Here is a 21718-nt window from a genome sequence, read left to right as displayed (position 1 = left end):
TATTATTCGACGGCAATGAACCGAACTCCTGCAACTCCAGGCGAATATGATAGAATGAAGTGATTAATGATTAGGAGCTTTATTATGAATAAGGATGATACAAGATTAAAATTCATTGAAAACGCGTTACCAAATGTAACTATCAAACAACTACAAAGAATTACGAACGGTTGGGACAACGATCTATTCATCATTAATCAAGAATTGGTATTTCGCTTTCCCAAAACGAAGAAAATAGCTGCAAATGTGTTACGTGAAACACTATTATTGGATAAACTCCAAAAACAGAATCCAGTTGTTGACACTCCAAATTATCGTCCTCTCTTTGATGAAAAAGGTCAGTTAGTTTGTGTTTATTATCCATATATGAATGGTATCCCATTAAATGAGATGGATACTTTTTCTAAGCGCGAAGAAAATGCTGCATTACTCGGAAACTTTTTAACAACGCTCCATGGTCTAGTAAAATTAACCGAACTAACTTCCAATCATTCATATAGCTTTTGGAAAGATCTTTATAATTCGCTCAAGACAGAAGTTTTTCCATATCTAAACAACTATCAACAAGATGAAATTAACGATACATTTACTAGGTTTTTAGATAATTTCGCTACCTATTCTAAGGTAACAACTGTAATTCATGGTGACCTTTCTTCTACAAACATAATTTTTGATCCACTTTCTGAAAAAGTATCTGGTGTAATTGATTTTACGGATGCACATATCGGTGATCCTGCCTATGACTTTGCAGGATTTTATTGGGATTTTGGGCCAGCATTCACGTGGCAAGTATTATCTCATTACCAGGGAACTGAACCAAAAGAAGCTATATTCAAACGAGTGAAGGATTTTTATGGAATTCAACCGATTTTTCATCAATTATTACATGCAGTACGAGAGAAAAAGGTGATAAATCGGGAAACAGCCTTCACAAAATTTTTACAATTAAAAAAGACAAAATAACACGCCTCAGATTCATTCCATGGTATGCTACATATATTAGGAAAGGAGAATTATATGAAGCGATTAGTTTCCTTGTTACTGATAAGTTTAGCACTAACGGGCTGTTCATTTTTGGAAGAAGCCAATAACTCCTTGAATTATGTAAATGAAACGACAGAATACATTAATGAAGTTAGCCAATTTGCAGAAGACACCTCATCTTTAGTTACAGAAGCAGTTAATAATTCAGAGGCAAAAGCTGAATTGGAAGCACAATTGAACTCACTGAAAGAAACGATAGAAGCGTATAATGGCGTTGAAGTACCAGCCATTGCTGAAGATATTCATCAGGAATTAGCAGCCAAAAACGAGCAGTTAGAAGAAACCGTAAACCAAGTATTGCAAAACGGTGAACTTGCAGTCGATCAACTACAAAATTCAGAGCTGTATCAAACAATCACTGATATTACTAACTTGATGAATCAAATTGAACAAATAGGTTCATAACAAACAGCCGCTTCGCTTTGAGGCGGCTGTTATTTTAATGATAGAACTAATGAGACCTTATTCACTTATTATTTTTATTTATTAATGAATTAATGACCCTCTCAAGGTATTAACTTCATTTCCTAAATAAGCCTTTAATGGCTTCATCACTTAGCCTCTTAATAGACTCGTTTTTTTGCTATCATCAAATTCAATGGTATTATCCCATCTCATTTTGATTAACTGTTTAATGTCTTTTGCTTCAACGAGTCTGATATTCATTTAATCTCACCTCTTATATAATTTATTTCTTGTTCAACAATTTGGCCCTTATGTGCAATAAAGGCGCTAATCCTTATTACAGAAAAGCGCCCTTTCATGGAACAATAGTCTATATTATGTATTAAACTAATGACTTGTTTGATAACAAAAAGTTATTTAGTAATTGCAGTATAAATGATAGCAATATGTTATAATAAAAACAATAGATTGGCTTCGCATGAGGGGTTTGGCAGCACTGTCGCTCGTCGGTAGTCTTCGGTGGGAGACTTCCCGGGGAGGGAGGTGTAGCCTATGGACACTGTTAGTGCGCTAACGCTTATGATTTCCTTCGGGATGCTAGTAGCGTTTATCGTTTCTGATAATAACCATAAAAAATAACCCCTCATAAGCGTTTTTGCGGGCGCTGAGGGATTATTTTTCCAATAAGCTGCCTAGCCCCTCTTGATGGGGTTCAGTCTATTGCGACTGTCCATGCACTAGCATGGGCGGTCTTTATTAGTGTATGCACTTATTATCTTTCTATGTTAATTATACCACTAAATCAATGTTTGTACACATTTTATTTATTTTTACCTTTTGTTATCAAAAAAATCTTCTTATTCGATTAGAGCGCCCGATACTTGAAGAAATCAAAAAAATTTTACTTTTGTTTTTTAACATTATTTCCATACATTTTTTGGTATAGAATTTCCTTAGGATTTATAACAATTAATATAATTGCGACAACAAAATAACTAAGCATAACATACACCAAAATATCTAATAAATCTCCTTTAATTAACACTAGAGAAAAATTAAATAGTTGATGAATAATAATCGGTATAACCAGGTTCTTATTTAGGTTGTAGAACAGCGTCACAATAATCGAAAAAGATATAATTCCAATCATAAAAAGCACAATGTAATTGATTAAATTCACCCCGTATAGCCCGAGGCAAACCATAGTGGAGTGTGCCAAAATCCCCATAACACACCTACTAATAAGGCTGACTTCAAAGGAGAATACTTCTTTTGAAGTTCATTTAAAGCATATCCTCTCCAACCTAATTCCTCGCCTAAGGGTCCTCTTACTAAAGTATCTAAGAATGCAAAAAACAATAATCCAAGACCTGTAAATGACAATGCCAAGTTTTGAGTATCGTTTGTAATAGAAAGAAGAAATATAGTCACAGCGGTGATTATAACTTGAATAATCACTGCGATGCTAAGAACTGATGGCCTAATTTTTGGAGAAAACTGCTCTTTCACAAATTCTTTTAACCTTAATCCCGGATAGATCCTTTTAAATAAAAGAACAAATGCAAAGGTTGAAGACCATGCAGAGATGATTTGCAAAATGTTTGTGATACTTTCGGGTGCATCTAAAACCATACTTAACCGATTACCATAAAAACACAAAAAAAGTTACATAAGATGTAACAACAAAACTTATCAGTGGGCTTTTCAACGTCTTTTTCTCTTTTATATTAATCCACACCTTTAAATAGATAGGTCTGAATGAATTATACTATTATTTGAATTTAGGTTCTTCAGACCAGAGACTGAAATTTCATCATCACGCCATAAACATTCATTCAAGATTTTGGCCCTTATATGCGATATTGGCGCTAATTCTTATTAAAGATTAGCGCCCTATTCTTGAAGAACTTTTCTTGTGTTCTTAGCCTTTTATATCTGGGATACTTTTATAAAAATCAGAAGCCTAAGTTGTCTACTTATAATTTTAAAAAACTGCACTCATTGAAAGTGCAGTTTTTACGAGTCTTACTTTTTCATAAACGCTTCAATGTCTTCTACTGATCGAAAAATAGCTTTAGATAAGTTTTCATACCCTGTTTCGGTTACCAAAATATCATCCTCAATCCGAATACCAATATTTTCTTCCGCAATGTATAGCCCTGGCTCAACTGTCACAACCATGCCAGGCTCTAAAGTACGATCTTTATACGTACCAACATCATGGGTGTCCAATCCAAGAAAGTGACTGACACCGTGGTAATAGTAGTTACTTATTTCCTCATCTTTTTCAATAAGTCCTACCTTTTTACACCCGTCGGCGAGTATTTTCTTCGCATGTTCGTTTAACTCGGCAAACTTTCTCCCTGGTTCGATAAGTGCCGTTACTTCTCTAAGCGCATCAAGAACGATGTTGTAAAAAACCTTTTGCCTATCCGTAAACTTCCCATTTACCGGAAAGGTATAGCTAATATCTGCATTATATTTTTGATATTGCGCACCGAAATCAAGTAAAACGAGATCACCATCATTGACCTCTGCATTATTATCTTCATAATGCAGAACCGTCGCATTTTTGCCGCTGGCGGTGATTGTTTTAAAAGCAAAGTCTGTGACACCAGATGATTTTAGTACGTAGTCAAAATGTGCTTCGAGCTGGTATTCCATTAATCCCGGTTTTGCATGGCTCATCAAATTTTTGAGACCTTCGAATGTGATCTCAATTGCTTGCTTAATTTTTTCTATTTCTTCAGGTGTTTTATAAACACGCAACTCACAAATTTCAGGGTAGATATTTTTAATAGACAATGCAGGGTAATTTCGCTGTATTTTATCCGCAAATGATTGAGCTGCTGTTGCGTTTGTATCCCATTCTCTTCTCTCGAGATCAAGGTAGAGGTAGTCCACCCCTTCCATTAAAAGAAAGTTAACTATATGAGACTCGAATTGTTCAAGATAATTAATTTTGTTAATTCCTGAGATTTCTTTTGCTTCCTCATTCGAAATCGTTTTTCCAACCCACTTCTCCATGACTGGATTAGCCTTTTCGATAAATAACTGTTCTTCCAGCTTTCCATTTACTTTTTTCAATACAAGGATGACGTTCTGTTCATCGATCCCTGTTAAATAATAAAAATTTCGGTTAATCGTAAATGGATACTGTTCATCCGCCGATTTTTGGGGTGCCTTACCAGCGAACAAAATCACCAATGATTGATCCTGCAATGTTTCTGCTAATCTTTCTCTATTATGTACAAAAAATGATGTCTTCATCTGCTTCTCCTCCTAAGTTACTTTCCAACTTGTCCCATTATTCAGCATACAACTCTAAGGATGTTGTTTCAATTTATCTACTTTTTTAAACCTGACCCTTGCTTTGAGAATAAAAAATTTATATAGCTACTCAACAGCCCGCTGAAATATTGGTCCATCATAAACGAAAGTATGGTACTCCCCAGATTCGCCTAGCGAACAAGCATTTGTTTGCAAAATAGCGTGAATGAACGATTTGTCCACCATTCGACCAACCCACTCCTTTGGCAGCTCCTCTTCATCAACCTTGATTACCCTTGCCTTAAATCCAACATCTACTAATTCAACGAGTAATTCCTGTACATGTTCTCGCTCTGTCCAGATCGGGTAGACAGGCTCTAGTCCAGCTTTTTCAGCCACCTGTTCCCCCCACTCACGATGCCCGTCCAAATAAATATCACCAAAAGCTACGCCATCCAAGTCGTATTCTTTTCGAAGTTCTTCCAAATTGTCTACAAAGTCCTCTGTATACGAATCAAAATCGGTCTCCATGAAATGTACCGGAATACCAATACTATTTGCTTGATTCACGATAGTTTCATGCTTTTCATCATGCGCCACTGTTTGCTTGCTTTTTTTCCATATTGTGGTGATCAAACAAGCTACTTCGATGTGTTGTTGTTGTAATCGGTACAAAGCAAGGCAGCTATCTTTTCCACCACTGAATGATAATGCAACTTTTTTAGACACTATTTCTCCGCTCCTTTCCAGTTTTTCATACTTTTTATTGCTTGAAGCATTGTATAACCATCTGAAGTCATTCCGCTGTATGGCTTCCACCATCTTGGATAGCGTATCGGGATAATTGTGCAAATAAACATCCACATGTTAAATATCGCAGTTCCGAGAACAAGGCTATACAAAGCACCGTCGATACCTGTAAACGTAATTCCATATGTAATTAAAGCAATAGATAGTGATACAAGAGGTTCACCAATAGAGAATGAAAACTGTTGATATGGCTTAAGCAAAATGTTTTCACTTTTATAGCCACAAAAACCAAAGAACGCCCATTTAATGTGAAAATGAATCCTTCCGATTCGAAAATTTTCTTTGTTTGACTCATTATCTAGTCCTAAATAAACAACCGCTCTTTCCTTTGATACCAAAACTAAACCTAACGCATGACCCAGTTCATGCAATAATGTTGAAAGAGGGATAATGATTAGATAAAAAATAATAAATAGGATCATAGGAACCTCCACTAATTAATTATATCTTCTCTTCTACTTCCCTCATTAAAAGCCATTCACCATCAACACACTTCCAATTCTCAATCGTAAATAAGCGCGCTTTTTCCTCATTCATCTGCATCAGTACTTGCTCGTAAAAAACAACCGCATTGTCTTCACTTCTCATCCGAATCACACGATTCTCAAACTTTTTGGTAATACGACCTTCCGATTTACCGACCGACTCTCTTAATCCTTCAATTGCTTCAAACCGGTCGAAAAAAGTTGGCTTTTCAGCATCTGTAAAGAACGTTACATAATAATCAGTTGCCATTTTCTCAACGTTTTCCGTCTTTCCAGTTTCCATCGTTTTCTTCCATTCTTGTAAAAACTGGTCATGAAATACACTGAACTCCTGCTTATTCACTTAGCCATCCCTCCACTACTGTAACTCTATTTTTTCTTTATTGTCACCGTATTGAATAATTAGTGTAGTTTTTTCATCAAAAAACTTTTTGTTATCATCGAATCGTGTAAATCCATCTTGCTTGAGAATAAATTCACCATTCTCGTTCTGTTCAACAACAAAGGAACTTTTTTGATTTAGTTTCAATCGTTCATCTCCCACTTTGATAGATACCGTTACCTTTTCAAGTTCGCTATTTTTAATTGGGACTATTTTCAAGACATGTTTTCCTTGAATCAATTTCTCCTTGTTGAAATAGACACCTGATACTTCATCCGTGACTTTCCAATTTTCATTTTCCCCTTTTTGCGTAAAGGAAAAGTGAATCTGCTTTTGTCCATTTACATTAATCCCCTCGGAACATCCCGCAAGTAGTGTAATCACACAAACTAGTAAAACAATAAATCCCTTTTTCATCCCTTATACCTCCTCTTAATAAATCGAAATGAAAATAACGAGTGTCAAATAGAATAAAATCATTTCAATATTAAATAAAAATGGGTTCGGTTTTATTTTTTCTAGTAATTTTATTGGATGCACCAAGCTGAAATTAAGAAGAATGATAAAGAAGTAGACGATTAACAGCCCGAATAGCATCATAATAAGCGCGAATAAGCTGTATCCTTCCATCCAAAAAGCAACGCCAAGAAAAAATGCCCAAACACATTTAAACATATTTGCCAAAACCTCATAGGGACTAGTCAATGTATCCATCAGCCAATCAACACGTTCCTCTTTTAACGCAGTATTCTGGCTATTTTTTGCCAAATGTACCAGATGTCCAGTTTGGAAGGTCATCGTGATAATAATCATCACCATGTAAACTTCTCCGAACAAGGTTCCAACCGCCAGAAAATCTTTGTTTAAAATGGCGGCTAATGCAATTGGTAACGGTAACCACATTGCGTACATGAAAGCCATGATAAGGTGAATAAACCCAAATTCATTCCGATTAGCTAATTTCTGAAATGTAGTAGCTAATACAATAAATAGTAAAATCCCTATCCATCCAAATATTATTGAAATATGTATCATAAAGTGCCTCTATTCTTCTTATAAATACTCGGCATAGTAAACGATTGTCAATACTAAACTGATTACAATATACAACACCATACCTACCATTACAGGATTGAAATTAACGTGGAACTGTTTTACTCCACCAGCATCCTGGCCGGTCCAACCTTTCTCATGGGCATTATAAGTATTATTTGACTGGTTGATTGATAAGAGCAATAACCATACAATTGCGAATATCCCTATACTGCCTAAGAACAAAACATCCATCAAACCCCAAGTAAATACACGTGATACAATCCATAAAACAACTGTTTCCACTAACAACACGACCAAAATAAGACCAAATTTTTTCACTAAGATCCCCTTCTATCATTCTTTTTTATCTATTAGGTTTGAATTTTCTTCTTTTTTCATTTGTTTTCCAATGATGGATGAATTTATCCCATTACGGACTGCAGCCTGGATAACGAGATATAGAACAAATACAAAAGCTACCAAAAGTAATAAATTGAATAGTATTGGTACAATAAAAATAGTTTCCATTTTACACCTCCCCTATTGCTTAAAGTATATAAAGCTGTAAGATAGCATTTTCCTTTGGTAATTTTCTATATATTCAGTATTGTATCATTTATCTATCCAGCTGACAGCTAATATTTGGAAAAAATGTCCTTTTTAAAGAAGGAGTTGAAGAATACAGGAAGCAATTAGTCGAACAGAAGAAGTGTCGTTATTCGGAGATATTGAATCAATTTATCTAGTTGAATCTGCATTGCTTACGTTGTTATCATAATTTACAAGAAGCCAATATGTACTTGAGTAGAAAGGGCTTACACTTTGGTTGGCAATATGCAATTATGGCTGAACAATGTTCACTCGACACGGATTTATATTATAACGAAATGCTGAAATTTCTTTGGTAAAAAAATGCCTTTAAGGCAGTGGCACTGTCATCGTCTTTTTTAATTCCAAAAATCTGGGTCCGCCATCCTTATTTCCTCTACCACATCTTCTAAATCCGCAGGGGTAATAGTGTATATTGGATAATTCTCCGCTCGTTTTGCCTTTTCATGAAAAAAACGCGTGCTACCAGGAAACTCGTCGTCTTGCAATATAAGACATCCATCACTTTTAGTGATAAACCACTCATCTTTCGCTTGAAATTGAAAAGCTCCTTTATATTCTCCCTGGTAAAGGGTCTGGTGAAAATCAGCCTCCATAATAAGTGATTGATAGGCCTCTTGTATCTGTTCTGGCCACCTATTATCATGATTCTCGAATGGTGGAAATACACCAAGTTTTATATCGTAATCTTCTTTTAACTCCAGCACTACTTCTCCAGCCCATAATTCAACACCCATTTGACCTGAAATCAAAACCCATTCTAAACCTTCTTCAATAAAGTTTAAGAGTCTTTTTTTAATCGCCGCTTTAATAAAAGCTATTTTGTGATCATCTGCCTTAAAAATGTTTAATTCCATTGATTTATACCCTGTTATTGTTAAAATCTTCATCTATAGTTACCACCTTTCGTTGATTATATCATCCTCTACAGGTGTGCCATAATTATTTCTTATCCTGTAATAAATCTCGAATTTCAATAAGTAATTCTTCTTTTTTGTCTAACTTCGGCTCCGTTTCTTCCTTTTCTTCTTCCTTATCCTGAAACCTCATTAAAAATCGCACGGATAAAAAGATCGTAAAAGAGATGATGACAAAGTCGATAATCGATTGAATAAACACGCCATATGTTACCTCTGCACGGCCAATCTTGTACATTAAATTGGAGAAATTTATTCCATTTAGCAGAATTCCTAGTAATGGCATAATAATATTGTCAACAAGTGAAGTGACAATATTACCAAACGCTGCACCGATAACTACTGCAATTGCTAAATCGAGAACATTGCCTTGTACGGCAAATGCTTTGAATTCTTTCCACATAAAGCCACCCCCATCACTTCTATATATACGTGGGACAAGGGGAAATATTATTATAATAGCTAATCATTTTCTTTAAGCAAAAAAAATAAACTTTCCATTACAGAAAGTTCATTGGATTTTTTTCAATTCATTTGTCATCTGTTCCACTAATTCTGGTCTACCGTGATATTGTGCTGGTGTATTTTGGAAAAGTTCTATTAACCATTTGTCACTTTTTTTCGAAGCCACTAGCGTATGATGTGTATTCAAACTAGGATCAATAGCTGTTTCTTTAGGTGGAACCATACCCGCTATTGCTCTTACAATTACTATACCTGTTTCTAATTGCCGAATTTGCTTTACCTTACTTACAAAAGGAGGTGTTGGGTGTTCCTCAAAGATCGGTTGTAAATGAGAAAATATTTCTGTTTTCCCACTTGCTAAACTCCCGTCGAATCCAATCATTTCTCCTTCATCAGTAAAGCAATTGGACATCCCACTCGCGTCTCGTTTGTTCCATGCCTCAATTAATTTCTCATAAAGTTTTTGAACCGCACTGAAATTCGAGTCCGACATTACCCATTCCTCCATGCCTGTACGCCACCACGAACAGTTGTCACATATCGAAAACCACGTCTTTTCAGCTTCGCACTCGCTTTCTTCATTTCCCTAGCTTTATCGCTAATTAGTACAATCTCGTTACTTCTTTTTAGTTTTTGAATGCTCCCTGATAACTCTTTCAACGGGATGTTTTCAAATCCACGAATAGAATCAATTATCGAACCATCTTGAGCACGGACATCAATAAATTGAATATCTTTGTCTCGCATTCGTCCTTTCAATTCAGAAGGTGTTTTATGTCTAACACCAACTACTGGCATTAACTGTTTGAGGAATAAATAAAAGATTACAGCCATAATAGCGATAAGTATTGTTTCCATAAAAATACAACTCCTAATTAAGATAGTCCACTAATAGGAAAACTACCGCAAACAGCGCCTCTTGTCAAAGGATTAGATAAGTGAACCAATGTCAGATGCACTTGTAGGATAAGCAAAAGTGATGCCCTTTAACTGTTCAATTGTTAGATCCAACTGTATCGCCATGGCAAAGAAGTTAATGAGTTCATCTGCTTCATCACTAAGTAAATGGGCACCAACTAAACGTCCACTCTCTTTATCCGTGATAATTTTTGCCTCCGCATGGGTTTCATTCGTTCTTTTATACGTAAACCAACCTGATGTATCAACGGTATTTACGTCAATATTTCTTTCTGTTTTTCGCGCTTCACTCTCAGTCAATCCAACCATCGCTAGCTTTGGTACCGTAAACGTCACAGATGGTATACCCTTATAAACAGCTTTCTTTTGATTTCCTTTGAGTAAATTACGAATAACCGCACTCGATTCAATAGTAGAAACAGGTGTTAATGGAGGTCCATCTGTATCTGCTACATCTCCAATTGCATATACATGTTCATTTGACGTACTTTGTAAAAATTCATTAACGGTAATGCCTGCTTTTTCACTGGCAACATTTCCATTTTCTAGTTCCAATTTCTCTATTGCTGGTGCTCTTCCCGCACCATGAACAACCAAATCCGTTTTCCACGATTCTTCTTCAGAACTAACCTTATAGCCTTTTCCGCTTTTTTCAATCGCTGTAACTGGTGAATTTACGTGAACATGAACGCCAAGTTCCTTCGACTTTTCAAGCACCTTGTATACCAAATCTTGATCAAAAGCTTTCAATGGTTGATCACTGCGGTGAACAATGTGTACTTCTGAACCAGCACGAGCTGCAATATGAGCAAATTCGAAGGAAATATAACCACCACCAACGAATACGATGCGCTTCGGAAGTGTGTCTAATTCTAGAAACTCATCACTAGTGGCTAGGTGTTCTGCACCGTCAATGGGAAGAGGTACTGGTGTCGCCCCCGTTGCAATCACAATTTTTTCACCTGTGTAGATTTGATTATCTATCCTAATTTTATTTTCACCGGCAAATGTAGCCGTTCCATGTAATGTTGTAACACCAGACTTAGATAAGCTTTTTTCAACAGCATCTGGTACAGGCTCTGTAAATGTACGTTTATATTGAACTAAATCCTCCCAATCGATTTTCGATACGGAAACTATTCCGTTGCCGTTCATGCGTTTATTCCGATCAATTAATTCAGCCGCACCTACTAAAACCTTTTTAGGATCGCAGCCTCGTAGTGGACACGTTCCACCATAATCACGATTCTCCACAATCGCAACATTCCAACCTGCTTGAGCACATTTTGAAGCTACACTTGCTCCTCCAGTGCCTGCGCCGATTACAATTAAGTCGAATTTTTCCACCATTGCTTTCCCTCCTTGTATATCCATAAAAACTCTTCCCACTGCGAATTATGAATAAACAAGTTCAGCCTATTTTATAATGTCGGCCGTTTATTTTCCGGCTGCTTAATCCAGTGCCTGATTCCTTTTCCAGCATACGGCTCATCCTTGAATCGTGGAATAATATGTAAATGAACGTGTGGGATCGATTGACCACCAACTTTTCCAGTATTCCAACCAACACTGTAGCCTTCAGGTGCTAGTGTTTCATCAAGTAACTGTTTTGCTTTCGTTAATAATAACCTCGTTTCAATCCATTCCTGTTCAGGCAGGTCAAAAACAGTAACGAAATGTTTTTTAGGAATAATTAACCCACTACCTTGTAAAACTGTTTGTTCGGATTCGGTTTGTATGTAAAAGCAAGTTTCTGTTTCAAAAATTACTTTTTGTTCTCCGGTAAATGGTGCACATAAAAGACATTTACTTTCTTCATTCATATTATCTCCCCCTTGTGATATAGTGCTTATTATATCTAGGTTTTATTGAAATGGCTATTTTGGTAAAGTTTGTTAAGATCTTTCTGTTACCATAAGCATGAATTTTCAGTAGTTCAGCAGTCTACAGATATTGAGAAAAACTAGTTAATGAAAGCACTATTAGCGGAATGGAAATTAGTGGACACCAGATACCTTATTTGCACAAAATTAGGGTAAATGGGCTTGTTCACGGACACAGGATGCCTTATTTAGTAAAAAAAGCCTGATTTCAACCTGTTTTAACCTAATAAGGCATCCTGAGTCCGCTTAACCGATAAAACATACCCAAAAAATAAAAATAAGGGCTTCTGTGTCCGATACCGAGTAGTGCCTGGCAACCACGTTCGGTTCGCAGTTTACAGAGGTTTTCCATTCAAAAATAACAACCTTAACTACGAAAAAAATTTATTTTCATTAAAAAGTTGCTTGTTAGCAATCTACGTGATATACTAAGTTTAATTATTGTTGTTCGGTAGTAAATTAAGGATTGCAGAACCAACTTTATAGTGATTCTCGTCTTGAATTATGATGAAGAGCAAGAATAGTAATAACGTGCTATAAGCACATGGAGGAATTTTTAATGAATAACGGTACAGTAAAATGGTTTAACGCAGACAAAGGCTTCGGTTTCATCGAAGTTGAAGGTGGAGACGATGTATTCGTACACTTCTCAGCAATCCAAGGCGAAGGATTCAAAACTTTAGAAGAAGGTCAAGCAGTAACTTTCGACGTTGAAGAAGGTAACCGTGGACCACAAGCTACTAACGTTGTTAAAGCGTAAGTAACCTTTTAAAAACACTTCTCATTTTGTGAGAAGTGTTTTTTTATTGACACGAAAATATCGCAATTCCAGCGTCCATTAAAAAATATACTGCGGCGAAGTCTTTCTCCTTGAGAAAACTGATCGGTAGCGGACACAGGATCCGCTATTTCTACATTTAGGGCATGTTTTATGAGTTAGGAGGACACAGGATACCTTATTTATGTGAAAACACGTTGAATTTACTACTTTTTGACTGTATAAGGTATCCTGTGTCCGCGAACAGTCGCATTTTGCCTATTTTGCACAAATAAGGGCTCTGGTGTCCGCTTACCGCAATTCTACACCTGGATTGCCCATGCAAAGCGGCACTAGAAAATTGAGTATGTATATGCAACCCCGGAGCGGAGTACCTTACTTCGAATGCGGATCCTGTCTAATACTACTACCTCTGTTCAAACTCCAAAAATGATCCACGAAAAAACCCTCACAACTGTGAGGGTTCCTCTAATTAAAACGTATCCGTTAAATTAGTAACGATTTGCTTTTTACGTGATACTACGCCTTTTAGTAACGCACGATTGTTTTCCAGACTTACATTAAATGCTTTTTCCACATTATCTTTTGCTTGTCCAAGTGCGATTACTTCTGAATCGTTATTAATAATATCCGTTACAACGAATAAAAATAAATCCAGTTTTTTATCAGCTATAGTTGCATTAATTTCATTTTCCAATTCTGCTTGAAGGTTAAGTATTTTGCTCGTATCTACCGCATTAACTTGTGCGATTTCTACTTTTGATCCATTCATTTCGAACTCTTTTGCATCCATTGTGATTAAGTCATTGATTGATTTATCACTAAGATCTGCTCCAGCTTCCAACATCTTTAGGCCATATTCCTCTAAGTCTACACCTGCAATTTCTGATAGTTCACGTGCTGCGTCAACATCTTCTTGTGTACATGTTGGTGATTTTAACAATAACGAATCAGAAATAATTGCCGACACTAGTAATCCTGCGATTTCTTTCGTAATTTCAACATTATTTTCTTCGTACATCTTTTTCAAAATGGTTGCTGTACATCCAACAGGCTCTACTCGAAAATATAGTGGTTCTTTTGTTTCAAAGTTTGCAATTCGGTGATGGTCAATTACTTCAACGATTCGCACGTCCTTAATATTTTCAACGCTTTGTTGGAACTCGTTATGGTCAACGAGAATAACTTCCTTCACTTCGTCAGGAACACGATCAATTAATTGTGGCTTTTCCACATTAAAATAATCCAATGCGTATTGAGTTTCTTTATTTACCTCTCCCAAACGAACAGCTTCGGTATCTTGTCCAAGTTTATTTTTTAAATGAGATGTCGCAAGTGCTGCAGTTATTGTATCTGTATCAGGATTTTTATGTCCGAAAATAAATGTTTTAGCCATCGTACCTCTCCTCTATCCATTATGTAAATGTTTTTATATCCTCCCTATTTATATCAATTATTGTCGTGAAATGCAAAAGAAAAAATGTTCCCTTGTTTAGAACGAAATAAAAGAAGGAAAGGAAATATAACTAGATAATTTTCAAAAAGGAGGATTCTAAATGGTAACGAGACAAGCATTACAAAAAGCGCCATCATCTTTCTGGAGAAATACAGAAAAGCTACCAACCTATACTCCGTTAAACAAAAACGTAAATGTCGATGTAGTTGTGGCAGGTGGTGGAATCGCCGGGATTACAACAGCGTATATGCTCTCCAAAAAAGGAAAGAAGGTTGCACTCGTTGAGGCTAGAAAACTTGCTAGTGGTACAACCGGCTTTACCACTTCTAAGCTAACTGCTCAACACAACCTAATTTATGATGATCTAATTCAAACATATGGTGAAGATACTGCAAAAAAATATTATCAGGCTAATATGGAAGCTCTGGCTCTTGTTAAAAAATTTCAGGCTGAGGAAGGAATGGACTGTGAACTCGAAGAATCAGATGCTTATGTGTATACGCAATCAGACAAATGGAAGAAGAAAATAGAAAAAGAATTTCAAGCATATCAAACACTTGGGATTGATGGTGATTTAGTTACTAGTATCCCGCTTAATCTGGATGTTACGTCTGCAATCGTCATGCGGAAACAGGCTCAGTTTCACCCTATTAAATACTTGCATGGCTTATTAAAATCAATTGAAAAAAACGGCGGAAAAATTTTTGAAAATACAGCGGTTATGGATATAGACGAAAAAGATAAACTTGTATGTAAAACCGACCAAGAATATGAAATTACATGTGAAAATGTCGTCATGGCTACACATGCGCCAACGTACGAGCCGGATGATTTTTACTCTGGGAATATTCAGCCTGAAAGCTCTTATACCTTAACCATTAAAGCTGAAAAATCCTATCCAGGAGGTATGTATATAAATACCGATTCGCCAAAAAGAACCATGCGTGGAATGACGTCTCAAGGTGAAAATTATATTCTTGTCGGCGGAGAAAGCCATGGCACAGGAGATGGCAAATCAAGTCAAGAACGATACGAAGATCTTGTAGAATACGCTGACGAACTTTTTGGCGTAAAAGAAATCGTTGATCACTGGTCGTCACATGACCTCTATACACCAGATCGAATTCCATTTATCGGAAAAATGTTCATGGATAAAGAAAATATCTATACAGCTACAGGATTTGGTAAATGGGGTCTATCGAGTGCAACCATTGGTGCAGAAGTAATAACCGATTTAATCTTAGGAAAATTTAACGCATACACTGCATTGTTTTCACCCTTTCGAGAGATGAAAGAAGTCGACCAAGAAGAGGTTACAAATTCCCAAGAGAACAGTGAAGCTAACGCAGCATCCAAGCCAGAGGATTTAGCAAATGGACAAGGTGCCGTTGTTGAATTAAACGGTGATGATGTCGGTGCCTACCGAGATACGAATGGTAAGCTTCACCTATTAGATATATCCTGTACGCATATGGGATGTGGTGTTGCTTGGAATGATGGTGACCAGACATGGGACTGTCCATGTCACGGATCACGCTTTAACGCAACAGGCGATGTCATTGAAGGCCCGGCACTTGAAGCATTAGAAAAAGTTGAAAAATAACGAAGCAGCCCTGTTCTTCATAGATCAGGGCTGATTATTGTACCAAGTAATAATGGTGCCTCGAAGTTCTTCATTTTGAACCTCACGAACGCCAAATCCATGAATATCGACCACCCGAACATATTCAGTTGCATCATATTCTAATTTAACAATACAATAGCCTTCCATATTTGAAGGTGTAATATCGAGAATCGTTTCATGTTGATAATACTGTTCAATTTTTTCACGATCTTCACCTGGTAAAAACCAGTCATGGAGAGGAGCAGGACTTTCTTCTACTATTTCTTCGTCCAGTTCTACCTCTTCTCCAAGCATTCTGAAATAGATACGGTGCAATAAGTTGATGTTTTCAGCAAAGCCAATAAAAAGCATGCCAATTGTAATACCACCAACCGTCCATAAAAGAAATGTTCCCCATCGAAATGCGTTCACATAGTCTGCCGCCTGAAATGCATAGGCTAAACCACCTAAAATTCCAACTGTGATTAGTGCAACCCCTATTATAAATAAAATTTTTGCAACCTTATTTTCATACATCTCACCCACCACCTTCTGTTTATTATGACACATGACACGAAAAACGTTATAGTAATATTAGATTATACTAGAAAAGGATTTTTTACTATGAAAAAAGTAATTATCATTGGCGGTGGAATATTAGGCGCTTCCACTGCCTATTATCTATCGAAAAATAACGTTGACGTTACCGTAATTGATCGAAAAGACCCTGGAAAAGCAACAGACGCAGCAGCAGGGATTATTTGCCCTTGGCTTTCCCAGCGCCGAAACAAAAAATGGTATCAGCTTGCAAAAGGCGGAGCGGGAATTTACCCCGAATTAATCGCGTCGTTGAGAAAAGATGGCGAAATGGATACCGGGTACGACCGGGTTGGTGCGTTAAGCATTCATACATCCGTCGAAAAATTAGAAGCGATGAAAACACGCGCATTAAAAAGGCGTGAAGATGCACCCGAAATTGGAGAGGTAACATTACTTGACCACCAACAAGCAAAAGAATTTTTCCCACTATTAGAAAGCACCTATCAAGCTGTTCATGTTAGTGGCGCAGCTCGTGTAGATGGTCGAAAGCTTTGCATATCATTACTAAATGGTGCGAAAAAACATGGTGCAACAGTACTTGAAGGAAGCGCATCCATTATTCAAGAAGGTAACGCAATTACAGGCATTCAGGTTGAGGACGAAACGATCCACGCAGATACAGTTATTGCCACAAACGGCGTATGGATGCCTGAACTACTAAAGCCGATTGGAATTAACGTCGATGTCACGACTCAAAAAGCACAAATTATTCATGTACAGCTTCCAGGTATGGATTCGTCAAAATGGCCAGTAATCATGCCACCAACAAACCAATATATGCTAACGCTAGCCGATAACCGAATCGTTCTTGGAGCTACCCATGAGGACAATGTAGGTTTTGACACTAGGGTTACTGCAGGTGGAGTTCATGAGATTTTAGCTAAAGCACTGGATATTACACCAGCACTAGCAGAAAGTACGATGCTAGAAACGCGTGTCGGATTTCGCCCGTTTACTCCTGGCTTTTTACCCGTATTCGGTCAAGTACCTAGGTTCGATAAGTTAATTATCGGGAACGGTTTAGGTGCGTCAGGTCTTACAATGGGTCCATTTATCGGAAAGCAACTTGCGAACATTGTTCTAGAGCAACCAACGGATGTTGCTTTAGAGGACTATTCTGTTTCACAGGCGATTGTATAAGCTACTTTTTCTATTAACATATTGAACTGGCTAAAATGATGTTGGAGAAGCAAAGAAGTAAAAAAATATGTATAAGCATTGATATCGTTGTCTAATTTAGCACAGAAAGATTATAAGACCGCACGTGCTGATACATGGAACGGTCGAAATAGACCGAACCCGACAAGAGGGGTAGGTAGCGAGATAAAAATAATCCCTCACATACCTGCTAGAGTGCATGAGGGATTATTTTTTATGGTTATTATTAAAAACGATGAACGCTATTAACATCCCGAAGGATATCATGAGCGTTAGCGTACTAAGAATGTCCATAGGTAAAACTTCTCCTTGGAAGTCTCCAATTAAGACTAATGGCAGATCGACAGTACTACTAAACCCTCGTATGAAGCCAATCTATTATGATAGTTCTATTATATAAAGTTAAGCTTTTACATACATCTTAAACAAATGACTTTATAGCTGATTTCTATACTACTATCTAAAATAAATTTTAGATTACAAGGGTCGTTCCAGACGTTTCTTACATGGCGAAAAAAATCATCATGCAGTGGACATTTTCAAGACTAAATATAAAAGTCTTAATAAAATTTGATTCTATCTTTATTAGTCATGACTAACATATACATGTTGTTTCTTAAGCGTTATGACAATAAAAGTGTTACATTTGCAATAAAGGTGTTAAAAAATTTGGTACAAATACGTTAATGTTTGGATTGTGTGATTGTGACTATGCCACAATCAGGCAAATTGATTATGGAAGAACTATTTAAAATAACTAGATAACTATGTAAAAATAAATAGAGGGTTTGATGAGATGAAAGATGGTGTTTTATTCTTATAATTGGGGCAAAAATCAACTTATTAAGAAGGAAGATAAAAAAACAGACTACATAAAGAAAAGTAGTCTGTTTTTTAGATAGTACTTGCTGGAAGGCATGTTTGGTAAAAGGAACCAGTTCTTACATACAACAGAAAAAAATTTAAATTTCTAATTTGTAACGTTTGGCACGCAGTTGAAAAGCCTCTCTTCCACCTTCCATTATGTTACATATTGAGTCTTTAACTCTCCGGTTTTCAATAGAACCTTCATAAAGGACTTCTATATCCTTGCTCTCGGAATTCATTGCTACCACCCACTCGGAGTCCCCGTTAACTGGAATGTTCGCATTATGAGTAACAGCTATAATCTGGCGATTGTTTTTAGAATTGGTTAAACGATTTACAATTAAGTCATAGATAAGTTGGTTATCTAAATCATCCTCTGGCTGATCCAATAAAAGAGGAGAAGATCCATAAGATAAAAGAAACGTGAGTATTGCTGACGTTTTTTGGCCAGCTGAAGCGTTAGAGATAGATTTAAATCCTGACGCATCATTTGCTTTGTATTGAACTTCAATTTTATCTTCTGGATAGAGAAGTCTAATCTTATCCATTTGTTCATCATTTAAACCTTGGATTAAGGTATTGAATCTCTTAGTGAACATTTCTTCATCTTCTTTCGTGTCTCTAACAGAGGTTACCAACTCTCGTAAATCTTGAATTTTTCGCTCTACTTGACCATTAAAAACTATAGAATTTATTGTTAGGAAATCATCTGCAAATGTATCTGGTTTTTGAAGAATCTTTCTTAACTCGGTTTCATAATTTTCAGAATCACGAAACGGCTTAACTTCAATTTTTATATTTGGTGTACCAGCAAGTACCGTTTGTAGAAACTCTCTTCGAAAAGATGTGACCTGTTTTCTTGATTCTAGATAAGAGTCTGAAATACTGTTTAACTCTACTGATAGAGAATCTAATTCTTTTTGACTTTTTTCAATATCTTCAAGTTCGTTTTCTTTTTCAATTAACTGATTTGAAAGGGTTTCTATATTACCTAAATCGTTTAATTCTTCTGAAGTCAGTTCTTCTTGTAATGCTTTATAATCCTTTTTAACTTCTTCGTAATGCTGATTCCAAGTTGAAGTATTAATCGCTTGATTCAAAGATTCCTTTGTTTTAGTTAAAGCTGTGCTTACTTCTGCTAGTTTTGTAATTACTTCTTGGAATTCTGTAGTGTTTCTAGCTAAGATCACTTTTAATTCTTCTTCTGCATCTGGAGTGAATTCATATGTATCAAAATCTAGGTAAGTGAATTCTTCCATAAATTCTCCAAGTCTACTTTCTTTTTGCTCTAGATCAGTTACTATATTTTGCAGAAGGGAATAATCAGCTTCAGCTGTCTTCTGTTTTTTTAAAATGGTTTGATAGCCCTTTTCTTCGAACTCTAAAAGTCTTTCTTTAATATCGTTTTTCTCTAATTCAAGTCTCCCCTTTTTATTAATTCGATTTTGTATGGTTCTTATTTTAGCAGTTGTCACAAAATATTTATCCTTCATTTCTTCTAATGTAATCAAGTGTTCATCTAATGAATCTATAGATTGGTCAATTTTTTCTCTTAGAGCATTAGGGCGTGTAGCAATGTGATAGATTTGCTTTTGAGAATAAATTTCAGCACGAAATAGTCCTAAAACTGAATCTGTTAACTCCTCGAAAATTCCTTTGTCATTCAATTTGTAAGAGGTTTTAGTAAATTGATCTCCTTGAAAGTTGGAGTAAACAATTTTGTATGTACGTCCTAATCTTTCTAAATAGAGCTCTATTTCCGTATCATTCGTCAAAATCCCTTTTTTTTCTTCTTCCACTCTAGCTGCTTCAAATTGTTTAAAGAAATTTGTTTGTTCTTTGAGTAGTTCATCAAAATCAAGTAGGTCATTATTATAATCTAAAAGTCCACGGATGATTCGGTTTATAGCAGATTTACCAGTTCCACGCCCACCGATGATGGTATTCAATTGGGGGTTAAATTGAATTTCTATAGGATTTTCCATGTTTAAAACGGTTTTTTGAATTACTATGCCTTTAATAAGTAGATCTGGTTTAGTATAAGGGTTGGACTGATAATCAAAATCGTTCTTTATTTTTTGATGTGGCATTAATAAAGCGTGCCTCAGACTCTCCAAGGATACTTCCTCTTCCATTTTGATCCAAGTATATCTATTTCCGATTCCCCAAAGACCATGAGTAGTCTGTTTTGGACCACTTGGATTATCTGAAAAAGTAAGAATCGCTTTGTTTCTTTCCTGAGATTGCTTCACTGCATTACTCCACTTTCTTATAAGTTCCTCGTTAACGTTGGAATATCTTTCAGTAAGTGCTTCGAGACGCTCTTGAGGGGAGTAATTTCCGTAGTTATACAGTTCCTCGTTAACAACTTGAACGCCATTAATATAAGACTTATCTAAGAATCTTTGCATTGTTTGGAAACTGGTTTCAGAGATGCCACTATACTCATCTATATGGGCTGGGATAACAAGGGCTCCACGATTATTAGCCTTTTCTGCAACGGTAAATATAGTTTCTGTTTCCTTCGTTGTCGCATCTTGTTCTGCGAACTTATGGTCTTGAACTCCACAATAATGAAGAAATTCATTGATGTCACTTGAACGCATATCCTTATCAAACAAAATTAATAGATGAACTTTTGAAGTATCACAAGTAATTTCCACACCAGGAAAAACTGTTAAATCCGTTTCTTGGGCAGCTTCAATAATCTGATCAATGTAATTACCACTATTGTGGTCAGTGACAGCGACTACTTCTAGTTCCCTATCCAAGCAAGCTTGGACCCATTCTTTTGCGCTAACTTCTTTATTGGGGAAACATTTGCTTTCAGGTGTATGCAAATGTAAGTCGCATTTATACCATTTGTTTCCTCTAAAATCCATACTACACCTCCATTTTTAATAGGTTACTAGGGAGTATTTACCATAAACCATGCTGTCATTATACAACATTCAACCCAAACAGACACGTTTGATAGTAAGAGTTACTAGGAAAACTTGAAAACTTTTAAATTATGAAACAACAACTTTTGTT

The 21718-nt window shown here is 36.3% G+C and carries 25 protein-coding genes; 7 read left to right on the top strand and 18 right to left on the bottom strand.

Annotated features, from left to right (window positions below):
• The first annotated feature begins 84 nt into the window (after window positions 1–84).
• From ACY9Z2_RS10555 to ACY9Z2_RS10545, 3 genes are all read left to right on the top strand, one after another.
• The gene (locus ACY9Z2_RS10555; RefSeq protein ID WP_463609598.1) at window positions 85–963 is read left to right on the top strand and encodes a phosphotransferase family protein; all 879 of its coding nucleotides are present in this window, start codon (window positions 85–87) and stop codon (window positions 961–963) included.
• A 54-nt stretch (window positions 964–1017) separates the two neighbouring features.
• Window positions 1018–1449, top strand: a complete 432-nt coding sequence (locus ACY9Z2_RS10550) for a DUF6376 family protein (protein ID WP_463609597.1) — start codon at window positions 1018–1020, stop codon at window positions 1447–1449.
• A gap of 552 nt (window positions 1450–2001) precedes the next feature.
• Window positions 2002–2088, top strand: a complete 87-nt coding sequence (locus ACY9Z2_RS10545; protein WP_390351090.1) for a putative holin-like toxin — start codon at window positions 2002–2004, stop codon at window positions 2086–2088.
• A gap of 537 nt (window positions 2089–2625) precedes the next feature.
• Here the strand turns inward: ACY9Z2_RS10545 and ACY9Z2_RS10540 are convergent.
• The 15 genes from ACY9Z2_RS10540 to ACY9Z2_RS10470 all read right to left on the bottom strand — a co-directional run bounded on the left by ACY9Z2_RS10540 (window position 2626) and on the right by ACY9Z2_RS10470 (window position 12163).
• Window positions 2626–3081: a CPBP family intramembrane glutamic endopeptidase gene (locus ACY9Z2_RS10540; RefSeq protein ID WP_463609596.1), complete on the bottom strand. Its 456-nt coding sequence runs from the start codon at window positions 3079–3081 to the stop codon at window positions 2626–2628.
• Between the two features lie 393 nt (window positions 3082–3474).
• Complete coding sequence (locus tag ACY9Z2_RS10535; RefSeq protein WP_463609595.1) at window positions 3475–4719, bottom strand: aminopeptidase P N-terminal domain-containing protein; 1245 nt, start codon at window positions 4717–4719, stop codon at window positions 3475–3477.
• A 126-nt stretch (window positions 4720–4845) separates the two neighbouring features.
• Window positions 4846–5448 (bottom strand): Dph6-related ATP pyrophosphatase, encoded by a 603-nt coding sequence (locus ACY9Z2_RS10530; RefSeq protein WP_463609594.1) that lies wholly within the window; start codon window positions 5446–5448, stop codon window positions 4846–4848.
• A complete protein-coding gene (locus ACY9Z2_RS10525; RefSeq protein WP_463609593.1) occupies window positions 5448–5951 on the bottom strand; it encodes a hypothetical protein in 504 nt (167 codons plus the stop codon). Before ACY9Z2_RS10525 ends, ACY9Z2_RS10530 begins: the two co-directional genes overlap by 1 nt.
• 19 nt (window positions 5952–5970) lie before the next feature.
• Window positions 5971–6357 carry a DUF4440 domain-containing protein gene (locus ACY9Z2_RS10520; RefSeq protein ID WP_463609592.1) on the bottom strand — a complete coding sequence of 129 codons (387 nt, stop codon included), beginning with the start codon at window positions 6355–6357 and terminating at the stop codon, window positions 5971–5973.
• A gap of 15 nt (window positions 6358–6372) precedes the next feature.
• Window positions 6373–6813, bottom strand: coding sequence for a hypothetical protein (locus tag ACY9Z2_RS10515; protein ID WP_463609591.1), 441 nt, complete (start codon window positions 6811–6813; stop codon window positions 6373–6375).
• Between the two features lie 15 nt (window positions 6814–6828).
• The gene (locus ACY9Z2_RS10510; RefSeq protein ID WP_463609590.1) at window positions 6829–7431 is read right to left on the bottom strand and encodes a hypothetical protein; all 603 of its coding nucleotides are present in this window, start codon (window positions 7429–7431) and stop codon (window positions 6829–6831) included.
• A gap of 18 nt (window positions 7432–7449) precedes the next feature.
• A complete protein-coding gene (locus ACY9Z2_RS10505) occupies window positions 7450–7770 on the bottom strand; it encodes a hypothetical protein (RefSeq protein ID WP_463609589.1) in 321 nt (106 codons plus the stop codon).
• 15 nt (window positions 7771–7785) lie between these two features.
• The gene (locus ACY9Z2_RS10500; protein ID WP_463609588.1) at window positions 7786–7959 is read right to left on the bottom strand and encodes a hypothetical protein; all 174 of its coding nucleotides are present in this window, start codon (window positions 7957–7959) and stop codon (window positions 7786–7788) included.
• A gap of 419 nt (window positions 7960–8378) precedes the next feature.
• Window positions 8379–8930, bottom strand: a complete 552-nt coding sequence (locus tag ACY9Z2_RS10495) for an SLOG family protein (RefSeq protein ID WP_463609587.1) — start codon at window positions 8928–8930, stop codon at window positions 8379–8381.
• 52 nt (window positions 8931–8982) lie between these two features.
• Window positions 8983–9360 carry a large conductance mechanosensitive channel protein MscL gene (gene mscL, locus ACY9Z2_RS10490; RefSeq protein WP_463609586.1) on the bottom strand — a complete coding sequence of 126 codons (378 nt, stop codon included), beginning with the start codon at window positions 9358–9360 and terminating at the stop codon, window positions 8983–8985.
• Between the two features lie 108 nt (window positions 9361–9468).
• Window positions 9469–9915, bottom strand: coding sequence for an SgcJ/EcaC family oxidoreductase (locus ACY9Z2_RS10485; RefSeq protein ID WP_463609585.1), 447 nt, complete (start codon window positions 9913–9915; stop codon window positions 9469–9471).
• Window positions 9915–10280, bottom strand: a complete 366-nt coding sequence (locus ACY9Z2_RS10480) for a rhodanese-like domain-containing protein (RefSeq protein ID WP_463609584.1) — start codon at window positions 10278–10280, stop codon at window positions 9915–9917. The genes ACY9Z2_RS10485 and ACY9Z2_RS10480 overlap by 1 nt, the downstream gene beginning before the upstream one ends.
• Before the next feature lie 72 nt (window positions 10281–10352).
• Window positions 10353–11690 (bottom strand): dihydrolipoyl dehydrogenase family protein, encoded by a 1338-nt coding sequence (locus ACY9Z2_RS10475; RefSeq protein WP_463609583.1) that lies wholly within the window; start codon window positions 11688–11690, stop codon window positions 10353–10355.
• A 71-nt stretch (window positions 11691–11761) separates the two neighbouring features.
• Entirely contained in the window at window positions 11762–12163 is a 402-nt protein-coding gene (locus tag ACY9Z2_RS10470) for an HIT family protein (RefSeq protein WP_463609582.1), read from the bottom strand.
• Between the two features lie 619 nt (window positions 12164–12782).
• Between ACY9Z2_RS10470 and ACY9Z2_RS10465 the strand changes: the two genes are divergently transcribed.
• Window positions 12783–12983 carry a cold-shock protein gene (locus ACY9Z2_RS10465; protein ID WP_463609581.1) on the top strand — a complete coding sequence of 67 codons (201 nt, stop codon included), beginning with the start codon at window positions 12783–12785 and terminating at the stop codon, window positions 12981–12983.
• 490 nt (window positions 12984–13473) lie between these two features.
• On the opposite strand, the gene ACY9Z2_RS10460 is transcribed toward ACY9Z2_RS10465, so the two are convergent.
• Entirely contained in the window at window positions 13474–14397 is a 924-nt protein-coding gene (locus ACY9Z2_RS10460) for a manganese-dependent inorganic pyrophosphatase (protein WP_463609580.1), read from the bottom strand.
• Between the two features lie 160 nt (window positions 14398–14557).
• On the opposite strand from ACY9Z2_RS10460, the gene ACY9Z2_RS10455 reads away from it, so the two are divergent.
• Window positions 14558–16060, top strand: coding sequence for an FAD-dependent oxidoreductase (locus tag ACY9Z2_RS10455; RefSeq protein WP_463609579.1), 1503 nt, complete (start codon window positions 14558–14560; stop codon window positions 16058–16060).
• A 24-nt stretch (window positions 16061–16084) separates the two neighbouring features.
• Here ACY9Z2_RS10455 and ACY9Z2_RS10450 read toward each other — a convergent pair whose 3' ends face one another.
• On the bottom strand, window positions 16085–16597 hold the full coding sequence (locus ACY9Z2_RS10450) for a tetraspanin family protein (protein WP_463609578.1): 513 nt from the start codon (window positions 16595–16597) through the stop codon (window positions 16085–16087).
• Window positions 16598–16684: 87 nt separating this feature from the next.
• On the opposite strand from ACY9Z2_RS10450, the gene ACY9Z2_RS10445 reads away from it, so the two are divergent.
• Both ACY9Z2_RS10445 and ACY9Z2_RS10440 read left to right on the top strand, forming a co-directional pair.
• On the top strand, window positions 16685–17800 hold the full coding sequence (locus ACY9Z2_RS10445; RefSeq protein ID WP_463609577.1) for an NAD(P)/FAD-dependent oxidoreductase: 1116 nt from the start codon (window positions 16685–16687) through the stop codon (window positions 17798–17800).
• Window positions 17801–17887: 87 nt separating this feature from the next.
• On the top strand, window positions 17888–18067 hold the full coding sequence (locus tag ACY9Z2_RS10440) for a hypothetical protein (protein WP_463609576.1): 180 nt from the start codon (window positions 17888–17890) through the stop codon (window positions 18065–18067).
• A gap of 713 nt (window positions 18068–18780) precedes the next feature.
• Here ACY9Z2_RS10440 and ACY9Z2_RS10435 read toward each other — a convergent pair.
• Entirely contained in the window at window positions 18781–21567 is a 2787-nt protein-coding gene (locus ACY9Z2_RS10435) for a TrlF family AAA-like ATPase (RefSeq protein ID WP_463609575.1), read from the bottom strand.
• Window positions 21568–21718 lie beyond the last annotated feature (151 nt).

This window comes from Virgibacillus sp. GM2-2 (assembly GCF_055329585.1).
Note: the sequence above shows the minus strand (reverse complement) of the source record. Positions and strands in the feature narration are given on the sequence as shown.

Bases quoted from the DNA above. Each gene is read 5' to 3' on its own strand.
- ACY9Z2_RS10555 (WP_463609598.1), top strand. From the start codon at position 85: ATGAATAAGGATGATACAAGATTAAAATTCATTGAAAACGCGTTACCA.
- ACY9Z2_RS10550 (WP_463609597.1), top strand. From the start codon at position 1,018: ATGAAGCGATTAGTTTCCTTGTTACTGATAAGTTTAGCACTAACGGGC.
- ACY9Z2_RS10545 (WP_390351090.1), top strand. From the start codon at position 2,002: ATGGACACTGTTAGTGCGCTAACGCTTATGATTTCCTTCGGGATGCTA.
- ACY9Z2_RS10540 (WP_463609596.1), bottom strand. From the start codon at position 3,081: ATGGTTTTAGATGCACCCGAAAGTATCACAAACATTTTGCAAATCATC.
- ACY9Z2_RS10535 (WP_463609595.1), bottom strand. From the start codon at position 4,719: ATGAAGACATCATTTTTTGTACATAATAGAGAAAGATTAGCAGAAACA.
- ACY9Z2_RS10525 (WP_463609593.1), bottom strand. From the start codon at position 5,951: ATGATCCTATTTATTATTTTTTATCTAATCATTATCCCTCTTTCAACA.
- ACY9Z2_RS10515 (WP_463609591.1), bottom strand. From the start codon at position 6,813: ATGAAAAAGGGATTTATTGTTTTACTAGTTTGTGTGATTACACTACTT.
- ACY9Z2_RS10510 (WP_463609590.1), bottom strand. From the start codon at position 7,431: ATGATACATATTTCAATAATATTTGGATGGATAGGGATTTTACTATTT.
- ACY9Z2_RS10500 (WP_463609588.1), bottom strand. From the start codon at position 7,959: ATGGAAACTATTTTTATTGTACCAATACTATTCAATTTATTACTTTTG.
- ACY9Z2_RS10495 (WP_463609587.1), bottom strand. From the start codon at position 8,930: ATGAAGATTTTAACAATAACAGGGTATAAATCAATGGAATTAAACATT.
- mscL (WP_463609586.1), bottom strand. From the start codon at position 9,360: ATGTGGAAAGAATTCAAAGCATTTGCCGTACAAGGCAATGTTCTCGAT.
- ACY9Z2_RS10485 (WP_463609585.1), bottom strand. From the start codon at position 9,915: ATGTCGGACTCGAATTTCAGTGCGGTTCAAAAACTTTATGAGAAATTA.
- ACY9Z2_RS10480 (WP_463609584.1), bottom strand. From the start codon at position 10,280: ATGGAAACAATACTTATCGCTATTATGGCTGTAATCTTTTATTTATTC.
- ACY9Z2_RS10475 (WP_463609583.1), bottom strand. From the start codon at position 11,690: ATGGTGGAAAAATTCGACTTAATTGTAATCGGCGCAGGCACTGGAGGA.
- ACY9Z2_RS10470 (WP_463609582.1), bottom strand. From the start codon at position 12,163: ATGAATGAAGAAAGTAAATGTCTTTTATGTGCACCATTTACCGGAGAA.
- ACY9Z2_RS10465 (WP_463609581.1), top strand. From the start codon at position 12,783: ATGAATAACGGTACAGTAAAATGGTTTAACGCAGACAAAGGCTTCGGT.
- ACY9Z2_RS10460 (WP_463609580.1), bottom strand. From the start codon at position 14,397: ATGGCTAAAACATTTATTTTCGGACATAAAAATCCTGATACAGATACA.
- ACY9Z2_RS10455 (WP_463609579.1), top strand. From the start codon at position 14,558: ATGGTAACGAGACAAGCATTACAAAAAGCGCCATCATCTTTCTGGAGA.
- ACY9Z2_RS10450 (WP_463609578.1), bottom strand. From the start codon at position 16,597: ATGTATGAAAATAAGGTTGCAAAAATTTTATTTATAATAGGGGTTGCA.
- ACY9Z2_RS10445 (WP_463609577.1), top strand. From the start codon at position 16,685: ATGAAAAAAGTAATTATCATTGGCGGTGGAATATTAGGCGCTTCCACT.
- ACY9Z2_RS10435 (WP_463609575.1), bottom strand. From the start codon at position 21,567: ATGGATTTTAGAGGAAACAAATGGTATAAATGCGACTTACATTTGCAT.